Annotated in this window: 11 protein-coding genes; 6 read left to right on the forward strand and 5 right to left on the reverse strand. The window is 71.9% G+C overall.

The window, feature by feature from the left end; translation table 11 throughout:
- Together I3V78_RS03350 and I3V78_RS03355 are read right to left on the reverse strand one after the other, a co-directional pair.
- On the reverse strand, positions 1-2,934 hold the full coding sequence (locus tag I3V78_RS03350) for an SGNH/GDSL hydrolase family protein (RefSeq protein WP_204484870.1): 2,934 nt from the start codon (positions 2,932-2,934) through the stop codon (positions 1-3).
- Between the two features lie 159 nt (positions 2,935-3,093).
- Complete coding sequence (locus I3V78_RS03355) at positions 3,094-3,513, reverse strand: GFA family protein (RefSeq protein ID WP_204484871.1); 420 nt, start codon at positions 3,511-3,513, stop codon at positions 3,094-3,096.
- Positions 3,514-3,645: 132 nt separating this feature from the next.
- Here I3V78_RS03355 and I3V78_RS03360 point away from each other — a divergent pair, with 132 nt between their 5' ends.
- Entirely contained in the window at positions 3,646-5,820 is a 2,175-nt protein-coding gene (locus I3V78_RS03360) for a PAS domain S-box protein (protein WP_204484872.1), read from the forward strand.
- 19 nt (positions 5,821-5,839) lie between these two features.
- On the opposite strand, the gene I3V78_RS03365 is transcribed toward I3V78_RS03360, so the two are convergent.
- Positions 5,840-6,796, reverse strand: coding sequence for an aldo/keto reductase (locus I3V78_RS03365; protein WP_239576276.1), 957 nt, complete (start codon positions 6,794-6,796; stop codon positions 5,840-5,842).
- Between the two features lie 311 nt (positions 6,797-7,107).
- On the opposite strand from I3V78_RS03365, the gene I3V78_RS03370 reads away from it, so the two are divergent.
- Positions 7,108-7,728, forward strand: a complete 621-nt coding sequence (locus I3V78_RS03370) for a TIGR02265 family protein (RefSeq protein ID WP_204484873.1) — start codon at positions 7,108-7,110, stop codon at positions 7,726-7,728.
- Position 7,729: 1 nt separating this feature from the next.
- Entirely contained in the window at positions 7,730-8,119 is a 390-nt protein-coding gene (locus I3V78_RS03375) for a hypothetical protein (RefSeq protein ID WP_204484874.1), read from the forward strand.
- A gap of 11 nt (positions 8,120-8,130) precedes the next feature.
- Here the strand turns inward: I3V78_RS03375 and I3V78_RS03380 are convergent, their stop codons facing one another.
- Positions 8,131-9,234: a spore photoproduct lyase family protein gene (locus I3V78_RS03380; RefSeq protein WP_204484875.1), complete on the reverse strand. Its 1,104-nt coding sequence runs from the start codon at positions 9,232-9,234 to the stop codon at positions 8,131-8,133.
- Between the two features lie 92 nt (positions 9,235-9,326).
- Between I3V78_RS03380 and I3V78_RS03385 the strand changes: the two genes are divergently transcribed.
- The 3 genes from I3V78_RS03385 (at position 9,327) to I3V78_RS03395 (ending at position 12,110) form a co-directional block, all read left to right on the forward strand.
- Complete coding sequence (locus tag I3V78_RS03385; RefSeq protein ID WP_204484876.1) at positions 9,327-9,608, forward strand: hypothetical protein; 282 nt, start codon at positions 9,327-9,329, stop codon at positions 9,606-9,608.
- A gap of 82 nt (positions 9,609-9,690) precedes the next feature.
- The gene (locus I3V78_RS03390; protein ID WP_204484877.1) at positions 9,691-10,536 is read left to right on the forward strand and encodes an aldo/keto reductase; all 846 of its coding nucleotides are present in this window, start codon (positions 9,691-9,693) and stop codon (positions 10,534-10,536) included.
- 107 nt (positions 10,537-10,643) lie between these two features.
- Positions 10,644-12,110 carry a methyl-accepting chemotaxis protein gene (locus I3V78_RS03395; protein WP_204484878.1) on the forward strand — a complete coding sequence of 489 codons (1,467 nt, stop codon included), beginning with the start codon at positions 10,644-10,646 and terminating at the stop codon, positions 12,108-12,110.
- Here the strand turns inward: I3V78_RS03395 and I3V78_RS03400 are convergent.
- A complete protein-coding gene (locus I3V78_RS03400; protein WP_204484879.1) occupies positions 12,107-12,583 on the reverse strand; it encodes a hypothetical protein in 477 nt (158 codons plus the stop codon). The two genes, I3V78_RS03395 and I3V78_RS03400, sit on opposite strands and share 4 nt — an antisense overlap.
- Between the last annotated feature and the right edge of the window lie 117 nt (positions 12,584-12,700).

Consider the following 12,700-nt stretch of genomic DNA (forward strand, 5'->3'; position numbering starts at 1 on the left):
TCAGAAGAGCTGGAAGGTCTGGGGCGGCAGCGGCCGCGGCAACTGCACCCGCCGTTGGGCATCCATCACGTAGGCATGGAGCACATGCGGGCGGCCGTCGCGGTAGCTCGCGGGCAGGGTGAAGGAGAAGCCGTGCGTCCCCATCGCCTCGAGGGCGCGGAAGTGGTCATTGACGTCCTGCCGCGGGAGCGTGGTGGTCACCTCGCCGAGCAGGACGCCTTGGTTCTCCGGACCATCCGCGTAGAAGCGGATTTGCAGGGGGTTGCTCGCGGCGTCCAGGTCGAGCCCCCAGCCGAGGACCTCGCCCGAGCCCTGGATGCTGTCGATGAAGCCCACCAGGCGCGTGTCGGGCCCGGTGGGGTAGCGCGCGAGGCCGCCGGGCGGCACCAGGCGCACGCGCGCGGGGTCCACGCCCACGCGCAGCATCTCCGTCTCCGTGTGCATGTGGTACTTCACGCCGCCGAGCAGCAGGTACACCTCCGAGGCATCCGCCTCCCGCAGCAGCGAGTGGTTGCGGGGCACCCGGGTGGTCAGGGGACCCAGCGCGCCCGTGGGGATGAGGTGCACCGCGCGGTCCTCGATGGGCAGCTGCTCGCGCAACTGAGTGAGGTGCGCCGGGGTGGCGATGGAGTAGGCGCTACCGCTCTGGAGGATGTACACGGCGTCGTTGTGGAGCTCCTTCAGCAGGAGGTTGTCCCGGGCGCGGTCGGGGAGCAGGAGGCTGGGGGCGCCAGGCAGCAGGTGGGCGGGGGCCCCCGGGTCTCCCAGGGCGCCGCGCAGCGCGTCGAACTCGCCCATGTCGGGCACGAGGAAGGGCGTGCCCCCGAGCACCAGGGAGATGCCCTGGCCATGCTGCACGAAGGTGTTGTCCCGGGGGGACAGCCGCAGGGGCGCGCCGGAGCTCGTGGAGGGCGGGGAGGGCAGGTGCAGCAGGCCGCCCGTGGGCAGGGGGCGCACGTGCTCCGGGTCGATCCCCAGCTCGTGCAGCTGCCGCGGGTCGGTCACGTGGACGAGCGCGCCGCGGTGCATGTACCCGACGAAGTCCCCCTCCTGGAGCACCGTGCCATCGCGGGGCACGGGGCGCAGGTGGTGCGTGGTGCCGCTGGGCACGGGGCCCACCGCCGAGTCGTCCACGCCCAGCAGGCCGAGCAGCCGCGAGAGCTCCTCGGGGTTGGGCACATCGAAGGCGGCGCCGCCGTAGACGACCTGGACGAGGCCCGAGGGCAGGTGGAGGAAGGTGCCGTCGCGGGGCGTGAAGGGCACCTCGGCCATCTGCTCGGCCGTGAGCTGCACGATGCTCGCGGCGCTCGAGCCCAGGCGGGCCAGCAGGCCCTGCAACTCGGCGTTGTCGGGCACCCAGAAGCGGCCGAAGCCCTGGGTGACGTAGATGCCGCCCGAGGGCTCGCGCAGCAGCGTGCCATCCGGGTAGTAGGGGTGCTCGCCAAAGCGCCGGGTGAGGCTGGCGCGGATGAGGCGTGCGTACTGTCGGAGGCCCTCCTCGTTGGGGTGGGCCATGCCCTTGGTGTTCTGCGTGTCGTCCTTGGGCCCCTGGAGGTCTCGGGCCTCGGGCGGGACGCGGAACCACCGCTGGTCTCCCGCGCACATGCCATGGGTGCGGAACGCGTCCTCGACGCCGCCCACGTAGTGCCAGGGCCGGGACGCGTTCTGCTGCTCGAGCACCGAGTCGCGCATCTGCTGATTGAGCGGCGCCAGGAAGTGGGCCTGGATCCACTGGGGCTCGCCCTGGGACCTGCGGATGCCGTCCACTGGCCCGACGTTGTGCATGATCTGCTCGCAGGTCACGCCCGCCGCGTCCCGCGAGAGGTCGGGGTACTCGGTGAGGTAGACGGGCGAGGAGGGAAAGAGCTGGGCGAGCCTGTCGCCGAGGGCGCGGTAGCGGCCGGGCAGCTCGTCGAAGCGCCGGCCGACGAAGGCGCGCAGACGATCGCCGTCCGAGTCGTTCACCCCACTGCACGTGGAGGTGATGGTGCAGTGCGTGAGCACGTCGCCGAAGCCCGCGTCATTGCCGCCCGCGCTGAGCAACATCGCGTCGATGCGTCGGCCGCCGACGAGCTCCTTGAGCCGGTCCACCTGGGCGGGCAGCCGCGGGGCGGCGGGCTCGATCCCCACGTAGTCGCCCAGGAGGCCCGAGCCCAGGTGGAGGATGGGGCCGGCCGAGGAGTCGGGCTCGAGGAGGGTTCCCATCCACGACTGGTAGGGGTTGGGGTGGTTGAGCTTCAGGCCGTCGCGGCTGATGTTGGCGCCCGAGCAGGCCAGGGAGACGTAGGTGACGGAGGTGTGGGGGTCGGACGTCTCGAGCCGCTGGGCCACGAGGGCGGAGGGGGCTTTGAAGGAACGGTGACACCGTGCGTCCGCCCACCTGGCGGGCACGTCGTTCGGGTAGTCACCGGGCAGATCGGGATTGCCCTCGCCCGAGCCGAAGGAGTCGCCCAGGCCGACGATGAGCCAGTCCTTGATCGTGACCTTCTGCGTGTATTGCCGTGACGCCGACGGCGAGCTGACGGTGAGGGTGACGCGGTAGGCGCCCTGGCCAGGAAACACCGCGGGCACGCGGCAGCCGCGGTCCAGGTAGCTCACCTGCCAGGTGTCGAAGGAGGAGCGCTCGCCCTGGACGTGCCATTGATAGGTATAGCCGGGATCGGAGGCCGGGCAGCCCTCCAGGGTGACGTCGAAGGACTGGGGCCTGACATAGGCGATGTCCTCGCGGAAGTCGCGCACGCCATCGCCATCCCGGTCGACGGGGAAGCGCTCCGCGAGGGCCCACTCGAAGCCCCGCGGCAAGGGGTCGAAGCCCTCGAGTGGGGTCTGGGATTGAGCCGGAGACGGCGGGAGGAATTCCTCGACGGAGGGCCGCTCGCAGGCCGTGAGACAGACGAGCGCCGTGGCCAGGGACAGGCGCGACAACGTTTTCATATGGGTGCTCCCCCCTGCGGGTTTCGCAGTGGAGGCACCTCTACGCGAACACTCCCGCGAGCGCAGTGAAGTGCCTCACATGCCCGGCGGATGACTGTGTTTCCCCGGGTGCGTCATTCCTTGCACGCCGCGCGCGCCCGCCCGGCGGGGCGGCGGTGCTCACTCCGGCATGGTGTCGCAGTGCTCGAGGCCCGGGGGCAGGGGGGCCCAGGGGGCGCGGTCGCGCAGGAAGATGGCCATGGTGGGCTGGAAGAGGGCGGGCGAGTCCAGGGTGCCCGCGTAGAGGGTGTGGCTGTCGTCCTGGCCGACCTCGCCCCCGAAGACGAGGCTGCCGCAGGTGGGGCAGAAGTTGCGCACGGCGTCCTTGCCCTTGTAGTTCTTGCTCCAGAACTGCCGGGGCTCGCCCGTGAAGCGCACCGCGCGGCTGGAGAAGCCCATGAAGGGGATGCACCCCGAGCCGGACGCCTTGCGGCAGTCCGCGCAGTAGCAGTAGCCCGTGTACAGGGGCTCGCCCTCGGCCTCGTAGCGCAAGGCCCCGCAGAGACAGCCCCCCGTGAACCGCTTCACCGTTTCGCTCATGCGCCGCGTCTTACCCGAACGGTGGACCAGCGCACTCCGGGAACGATGCCCGGGGGGACAATGGGCGCGTCCGTGCGCGAGCACTAGGTTGCCCCCGCCTGTCGGGAAGGCGCTTCGCGGGGGAGGAGGTTCGTGGATTCCGTCCAGGCTCGATGCGATGGCCGCTACCGCCGCTGGGGGAGCCGACTGCTCCTGTTGGGCGTCTTCCTGCCCCTGCGGGACTGGCGGCTCACGTTGCTCGGGGGCCTCGGGGCCTGGTCGCTCGCCCGGGTCCCCCCCCCGGCCCGGGTCTCCCGGGCACACCTCTCGGGCATCGTCCTGGGGGCCCTGGAGGCCATCATCGCCGTCGACGAGGCGCAGCGCATCACCCTCTTCAACGCGGGCGCGGAGCGCATCTTCGGCTACTCGGCGGCCGAGGCCCTGGGCCAGCCGCTGCAGGTGCTCATTCCCCCGGCGTTTCGCGAGCGCCACCGGAGCCTGGTCCAGGCGTTCGCGGCCAGCGAGCGCATGGCCCAGGACATGGGCCCCCGGCGCGACGTGCCGGGTCTGCGCAAGAACGGCGAGGTGTTCTTCGCGGAGGCCTCGGTGGTGAAGTCCTTCGAGAGGCGGTCGCGCTGGCTCACCGTGGTGCTGCGCGACGTCACCGAGCGCCGGCATGCCGAGGCGGCGCTGCGCCACAGCGAGGAGTTCTTCCGGACCTCGTTCGAGAACGCGCCCATCGGCATGGCCCTGGTGGACCTGGGCGGGGCGTTCTTGCAGGTGAACGCCTCCTTCTGCGCGCTCGTGGGGTACACGCGGCGCGAGCTCTTGCGCACCCGGACCTTCCAGGAGCTCACCCATCCGGACGACCTGGAGGCGGAGCTGCGCCAGATCCGCCGGCTCCTCGGGGGCGAGGTGACGCGCTACCAGTTGGAGAAGCGCTACCTCCATGCCCGGGGCCACGAGGTGCCCGCGCAGCTCACGTGCTCGCTCGTGCACGACTCCCAGGGCCAGCCGCTCTACTTCGTGGGGCACGTCGAGGACATCTCCGAGCGCAAGCGCCTGGAGCGCGCCTGGCGTCTGCTGGCCGACGCGGGGCCGCGGCTGTCGGACTCGCTCGAGCCCCGGGCCACGCTCACCACCGTGACGGGGCTGGCGGTGCCGGACCTGGCGGACGTGTGTGTGGTGGAGGTGCTCGGGGAGGACGGGCGGGTGGTGCTGCGCGACGGGCGGGCGGCCTCCGAGGCGCGCTCCCGGCGGATGGGGGAGTGGTTCGCCCAGCGGGCCCGGGAGCCCGCGCGGCGCGGCCGGCTCACCGACGAGGTGCTGCGCACGGGCCAGCCGGTGCTGCGGGCCGAGCTGGCCGACGGGGCGCTCGAGGCCGTGGCGGATGACGGGCCGCACCTGGAGCTGTTGCGGCATTGGGCGCCGCACGCGCTGCTGGCCGTGCCGCTGCGGGCGCGCGGGCGCATCGAGGGGGTGATGCTCTTCCTGCTGACGGAGCGCGGGCGCCGCTATGGCCCGGGCGAGCTCGCGCTGGCCGAGGAGCTGGCGCACCGGGCCGCGCTCGCCCTCGCCAACGCCTTCCTGCATGAGCGCTCCGAGCAGGCCATCCACTCGCGGGACGAGGTGCTGCGGGTGGTGGCGCACGACCTGCGCGCGCCCCTGCAGGTCATCGCCCTGGGGGTGGAGCGGCTGCGGCGTGACGCCGCCCTTCCCGCCGCGGGCCGGGGGGTGCTCGACATGCTGCGCCGGTCCGTGGCGCGCGCCCACCGGCTGATCGAGGACTTGCTGGACGTGGCGCGCATGGAGGCGGGGCGGCTGTCCATGGCGCGGACGCCCCGGGACACGGCGCCGCTCCTGCGCGAGGTGGCCGAGCTGCACCGGGCGCTCGCGCTGGAGCGCTCCATCCAGCTCACGGTGGAGCCCGTGGCGGAGGCGGCGTGGATCCTCGCGGATGGGGAGCGGGTGCTGCAGATCTTCTCCAACCTGCTGGGCAACGCGCTCAAGTTCACCCCCGCGGGCGGACACGTCCGGGTGCGCGCGGAGCCCGAGGACGCCACCATGGTGCGCTTCGCCGTGAGCGACACGGGGCTGGGCATCGCGAAGGAGGACATGCCCCGCCTCTTCGAGCCCTTCTGGCAGGCGCGGCGGGGGGACAAGCAGGGGGCGGGCCTGGGGCTCAGCATCGTGCGGGGCCTGGTGCAGGCGCACGGCGGGCGGCTCTGGGTGGAGAGCGCGCCGGGCCAGGGCAGCACCTTCTTCTTCACGCTGCCCCGGGTGGCGCCCGCCGGCAGCCACCCCCCGGGCTCGCGGCCAGCGCCCTAAGGGGGCTCAGGAAGGGGGCTCAGGCCGGCACGAGCGCCTGGAGCTCCTCGGGCTCCTCGCCGAGCCACTCGGGGTGGGTGGCGGTGCCGTCATAGACGGAGGACGTCTTGAAGGGCTCGTACGCGCCCCGGGCCGCGGCGGCGCGCGTCTTGGCGAGCAGCGCCGCCCACGCCTCGTCCGAGAAGGGCTGGAAGGTGCGCACCGCCTCGAAGGCCTGGTCCAGGATGGCCTCGCTGTCGATGCCGGTGATGACCACCGAGGTGGGCAGGTGCAAGGCGTAGTGCAGGCACTCGATGGGCGTCACGGTCTTGCTGCGCAAGAGCGTGCCGTTGGCCAGCGTCTTCATGGCGAGCACGCCGATGCCCTCGCGCACGAGCTCCGGCACCACGAGCTTCGAGAAGCTGCGGAAGTGCGCGTCCATGAGGTTGAGCGGCATCTGCACCGCGTCGAAGCGCACGCCGTGCTCGCGCGCCACCTCCAGCATGTGCAGGTGGATGCGCGGATCCTTGTGCCCGGTGAAGCCCAGGTAGCGCACCTTGCCCGCCTTCTGCGCCTCGACGAGCGCCGCGTGGGCCCCGTCCTCGGCGAAGATGCGATCCGGATCCTCGTAGCGCAGCACCTCGTGGTGCTGCACCAGGTCGATGTGGTCCGTGCGCAGCCGCTCCAGCGAGTGCTCCAGTTGCCGCAGCGCTTCCTTCTTGGTGCGCCCGTCGAGCTTGGTCATCAGGAAGACCTTGTCGCGGTAGCCGTCCTGGAGCGCCCGGCCCATGCGCAGCTCGCTCAGGCCCTCGTGGTAGTCCCAGCAGTTGTCCATGAAGGTGATGCCGCGGTCGATGGCCGCGCGCACGAGCCGCACGCCCAGCTTCTCGTCCACGTGCGGCAGGCCGATGTGCCAGCCCCCGAGTCCAATCGCCGAGACCTTCTCGCCCGTCCGGCCCAGGGTCCGGTAGGGCATCTCCCCGCGCTGCTCCGCCATGATCGTCTCCTCGCGCCTCACCCCCACACGCTGGGGACGGGCGCATCCCGGGGCAACGTGGGCCCGGGAGGGATGTCTGTCCTGACCCGGGGGGGTGGGTCATGACATGGCGCTGACACGGGTCAGCGGCGAGCGAATGCCCCAGAATGGTGCGATTCCAGGGGATTTTTGATGAAGATTCGTGTCGGAGACACACACGGTTTTACCTGGACGTTCAGGTGTGACACGATTTCCGGGACACGGTGGGGAGGGGTCCGAGATTTCGGACGCGGGGATGGGTTCGCCGAGGCGAGCCGGGGAGGGCACACGGGATGAATGTCAGCATCGAAGAGCGCACGGTCCTGGCGGAACAGGAGCTGGCTCAACAACTCGCGTGGCTGTCGCCCCAGGACACGCTGCGGGGGATGTTCTTCCGCAGTGTGCAGGAGGCGCTGCTGGCGCTCAGGGGCGAGGCGGCCCTGGAAGTGTGCCTGGAGGCGTGCGGTGGGGTGCGCGACTTCGTGGACTTCTTCGCCTACCCGGCGCGCGACTTCGTGCGCATGCTCGGCCGCGCGGCGACGCTCATGGCGGAGGGGGACTGCTCCTCCGAGGACATGATGCGGATGCTGGGCTACCTGGGCACGGCGGTGTTCCTCAAGAGCCCGGTGGGCCGCGCCATGGACGTGCTCAGCTCGGGCACGCCCCGGCGGGTGCTGGAGAACCTGCCCATGGCCTACCAGGTGCTCACGCCCATGGCGGGGCCGCTCACGGTGACGTGGCTGTCGCCCACGCGCGCGCGCGTCACCTTCACGCGGGCTCTCTTGCCCAGCGCCTACCTCGAGGGCCTCCTGGAGGCGCTGCTCAAGAAGGCGGGGGCGCGCGGGGTGCGCGTGGCCTGCCAGCGCCTGGGGCCCCTGTCGAGCGAGCACGACCTGACCTGGTCGGTGTCCTGACATGGCGCCGCGACTCGCCGTGTGGGGCCTGCTGCTGGGCGCGGGGGTCGGGGTCTCGGCCTGTGGCGGCAAGGGCGCGGTGGCCATGCGGCCCTGCACCCTGGAGGCGCGCGCCTCGGTCTCGGTCCAGGTGGTGGACACGAAGGGCCAGGCCCAACCGGATGCCCGCGTCCGCTTCACGCTGGATGGGGGTGCCGAGCAGCAGGCCCCGTGCAACGGCGGGGGCGAGGGCGACTGCGCCAGCTGGGTGACGAACTACGAGACCGCCGGGGCCTACGTCGTCACCGCCACGAGCGCCGATGGCCAGCGCTCCGCCCAGGAGCGCGTCACCGTGGGCCGCGACGAGTGCCACGTCCAGGGGCAGACCCTGACGCTCGTGCTGCCGGACTGAGCCCGGGCGGCTCAGAAGGCGTAGCGCACGCGGCAGTAGGGCAGGCGCCGCTCCAGGATCTGGAGGAACTCGCGCACGAGCTGCCCCTTGAGGCCCGTGCGGTAGCGCACGTTGGCGCCGCCGCCCTGGGACTCCTTGGCCTCCTGGAGGTCCGGGCGCCAGAGCACCTCCTCGGCCTTGGGGTGCCAGCCGAGGTTCACCTCGTGCAGCCGCTCGTTGTGGGTGAGGAAGATGACCTCGCACGCGAGCTGGGCCTTGGCCGCCGCGCCGATGCGGTCATCCACCTCCTGGAAGAGCGCGTCGTAGGCGTCCTGCCAGCCCTCGGTGATGACCACGGGTGAGAAGTTCAGGTGCACCTCGTAGCCCGCGGCCACGAAGTCGTCGATGGCGGCGATACGCTCGGCGATGGGGCTGGTGCGCACGTCGAGCAGCTTCGCCTGGGCGTGGGGCATGAGGCTGAAGCGGATGCGCGTCTTGCCCCGGGGCGCGTAGCCGAGCAGCTCGCGGTTGACGAGCTTGGTGGCGAAGGAGCCCATGGCGTTGGGCAGCGTGGTGAACAGCCGCACCTGGTCGCGCACGTTGTCGCTCAGGGCCGCGTCGGCCGAGCAGTCGCTGTTGCACCCGATGTCGTAGACCCAGTAGCGCGGGTCCACGAGGTTGGGCTCGCGCTTGGGGCCGAGCTTGCCCGCGTGCCGACGGATGGCCGCCTGGATCTGATCGATGTTGACGAAGACGGTGATGGGGTTGGCGTACCCCTTGTGTCGCGGCACGTAGCAGTAGGCACACGCCATGGTGCACCCGTTGGCGGCGGACGGCGGCAGGTAGTCCGCGCTGCGCCCGTTGGTCTCGAAGCGCATGGCCTTCTTGAGGCCCAGCACCAGCGTGCTGCCCTTGATCTGGTTCCACGCCTCGACGTTGCCCGCGTTGCCGTACAGGCCGGGGATGTTCCAGTGCGAGCGCACCTCCACCCGCTCGGCGTCGGGGAAGCGCGCGAGGATGTCCCGGCCCCGGGGGTGTTGCTCCGCCTCGGGCTCCAGATAGATGCGTGACACACGCAGCAGCCGGTCGAGGGGGCGGGTCGCGGGCGGCTCGGGCGGGAAGAGTTCCAGGTTCATGGGCTTGTCCAAAAGTACGACCCGCGGCGCCCGAATGCCGGTTCCCGCGTCCCGTTTTCTCCATCCCTTCCGGCATGGGCTAGACTGGCGGCATGCCCTCCCGACCTCCAGGACAACTCATCGTCCTGCCCGCGGCCGTCACCCGCTGGCATGCGGTGCGGTTGCGCCGGCGCAAGATGAAGATCGCCGTGGCGAGCGTGGGGCTCGCCGTGCTGTTGGTGGCCTTGATGGACGTCATCTTCGAGGGCAGTGAAACGGGTCCGGGCGAGGGCGAGTCCTTCCTGGACGACTCGCCCTTCCGCCCGTCCTCCAGCGGCGAGCCGCGGGACATGGACGGTCCGGCCTGGTTCACCACCTCGGGCTCGGGGCGGTAGGCCCCACGCCAGGCCCCACGGGGGGCTCCGGTGGGGGGACTGGCGCGGCGCCGCCGGGGGTTGAGCCCTCACGGAGGTGACGATGGTCACGCGCGTCATGGGCTCCACCGGGGTGGCCGTTCCGGTGCTGGGCCAGGGCACCTGGCAGATGGAAGAGGACGACCGGGCGAGCGCCATCCGCGCGCTCCAGCTCGGGCTGGACCTGGGGCTCACCCACCTGGACACCGCGGAGCTCTACGGCCACGGCGAGGTGGAGAGCTGGGTGGGCGAGGCGCTCCAGGGCCGCCGGGACGAGGTGTTCCTCGTGTCCAAGCTGATGCCGGTCAACGCGTCCTATGCCGGGACCCTGCAGGCCTGCGAGCGCAGCCTCAAGCGCCTGCGCACGGACCGGCTGGACTGCTACCTCCTGCACTGGCCGGGCTCGCACCCGCTGGAGGACACCCTGCGGGCCTTCGAGCAGCTGGTGCGGGACGGGAAGATTCGCGCCTGGGGCGTGAGCAACTTCGACGTGGAGGAGCTGGAGGAGGCGCTCGCCATCGCGGGGCCGGGGCGCATCGCGTGCAACCAGGTGCTCTACCACCTGCGTGAGCGGCACATCGAGCACCAGGTGTTGCCGTGGTGCGAGGCGCACGGCGTGGCGCTCGTGGGCTACAGCCCCTTTGGCAGCGGGGACTTCCCGGCGCCCGGCAGCGGGGATGGGCGGGTGCTGACGGCGGTGGCGCGGGCGCATGGGGTGAGCACCCGTCAGGTCGCGCTCGCGTTCCTGACGCGACGGGCGCCCTTGTTCGCCATCCCCAAGGCGAGCCGTGAGGTGCACACCCGCGACAACGCGGCGGCCGCCGGGCTGCGGCTGTCCGTCGAGGAATTGGCCCGGTTGGAGGAGGCCTTCCCCCTGGGCGCGCCCGAGCGGACCCTGCCCATGGTGTAGACGGGCGGACGGGCGGGGTGAATGGCCGCGCCGGAGGGACACGGGGGTCTGATACGGTGCGGCCCGCGGTGCCTATGGACATCCCCCAGCCTTCCTCCCATCCCCCGATGGAGACCTACCGCGACTTCCAGTGGGAACGCGCGCCCACGCGCCTGAGACAACTGGTGTGGCTCGGCCTCGGGCTCACGCCGCTCCTGCTCGTGCTGGACGTGTTGACGCTGCGCCTGCACGGCATGCCCCTCGGGCCGGCCGTGTTCATCCGCCTGCCCTGGGCGCTCGTGCCGCTGGGCCTGCTCGCCCTGCACGCGCGGGTGCGCCGCCCCACGCTGGCCCCGGCCCTGTTCTGGTGCGCGGCGCTCTACGCGTTCGGCAACGAGTGGGCCTTCTACCGGCTGGGGCTCGCGGACACGAGCTACCACGCGGTGGCCATGCTCCTGAACCTGCTGCTCGGGCCGTCGCTCATGCCCTCCAACCGCTCGGAGCGCTTCGGCTTCTACGCGCTGTTCGTCCTCTGGCACGGGGTGCTCACCGCGGTGTCCTCCTCGGCGTCCCTGGGGGCGCAGGCCCTGTTGGACGCCCCCGTGGCGCTGGTGGGCGTGCTCGGGGCGCGGGTGCTCGAGAGCCTGGAGGAGGGCCGCATCCGCGCCTTCTACCTGCGGCGGGACATGGCGCGCAGCGTGGAGGAGCTGGCGCGCTCGCGCGCGCGGGTGGTGGAGACGGGCCGCCTGCTGGTGGGGTCCGCGCGGCAACTGTCCTCCACCCTGGCGGACATGGCCGAGCAGGCGGCGCTCGTGCGCACCGCGGCGCTGCGCATCTCGTCGGCGAGCGAACAGATGGCCAACGCCGCCGGGGCGCTCTTCCGCCACTCGCGCGCGAGCGCCACCCAGGCGGACGAGGCCCAGCGCTACGCGAGCGAGGTGGACGGGCTGGTCAACGGGCTGGAGACGGGCCTCACCGCCATTGGCGGCGCGGTGGGCAAGAGCGCCCTGTCCATGCAGAAGCTGGAGGAGAGCTCGGACCGCGTCCACGGCTTCGTGGAGGTGATTCAGGAGATGGCCGCGGCGACGAACATGCTCGCGCTCAACGCGGGAATCGAGGCGGCGCGCGCGGGCGAGCACGGTCGGGGCTTCGCGGTGGTGGCGCGCGAGGTGGGCAAGCTCGCCGCGGAGTCGGGCCGCTCCTCGGCGCGCATCGGCGAGGTGGTGGGCGGCGTCACCGGGCAGATGGCCGAGACGCTGCACGCGGTGGGGCTCATCCGCGAGACGAACGAGCGCTTCACGCCGCTCCTGGAGTCGGCGCGCACCACGCTGCGCTCCATCCGCGAGACGGTGCAGCGCAACCAGCAGCTCATGGAGAAGAGCTCGGGCGAGGCCGAGCGGCAGGCGGAGCAGACGGCGCACATCTCGCAGGCGTGCGCGACGCTCCTGGAGCTGGTGGACACCTACGCGCGCATGGGCACGGACCTGTCCGCCACGGCGCGGCGCCTGGGCACCATGAGCGAGGAGCTGGCCGGGGTGCTGCCCCAGGCCGAGCCGGGCGCGCCCGAGCGGGGCGCGCCCTCGGGCTCACGCTAGATGGGGTGCACCTGGCCCCAGTAGGAGATGTCCGCCGCGTCGTCGATGATGAGCGACTCGTGGTGATCCCACACGTCCGAGAGCGCGATGGCGTGGCCGCTGAGCATCTTGGTGGTGAGGTAGAGGGCGAAGTGGTCCGCGCCGCTGCCATCCCCCACGGGGCCGAGCTTCTCCAGGGGCAGGCCGGTGGCGGGGCAGCAGAGGATGCAGCGGGTGCCGGGGGCGATGTCGGTGAAGCCGCGCTTGCGCTTGTCCCCGTAGATGGGGGACAGGTGCACGAGCCCCTCGCGGCCCTCGGGCGTGCGCACGAGCACGGTGATGGCCGGGTAGCCGTTGAACGTCACGTTCGAGTACCCCACCAGGTTGTGGCCCTCGGGCCCGAACGCCTGGGTGATCACCACCGTCACCCGGTCCGAGTGCGGCAGCAGGTGGGCATGGCCCTCGGCGGAAGTCTCGTGAGCGGTTGCGTCCATGGCGTCCTCCTCTTGGAAACCGTGAGTGCCGCAACATAAAAACGACCTGTCCTGGCGGCCACCCCCCGGGCCCATTTGTCCCGGGCCCCGGCGTCCGCTGTCCCACGCTCGGGCGCT

The sequence above is a fragment of the Archangium primigenium genome (assembly GCF_016904885.1).
GTDB lineage: Bacteria > Myxococcota > Myxococcia > Myxococcales > Myxococcaceae > Cystobacter > Cystobacter primigenius.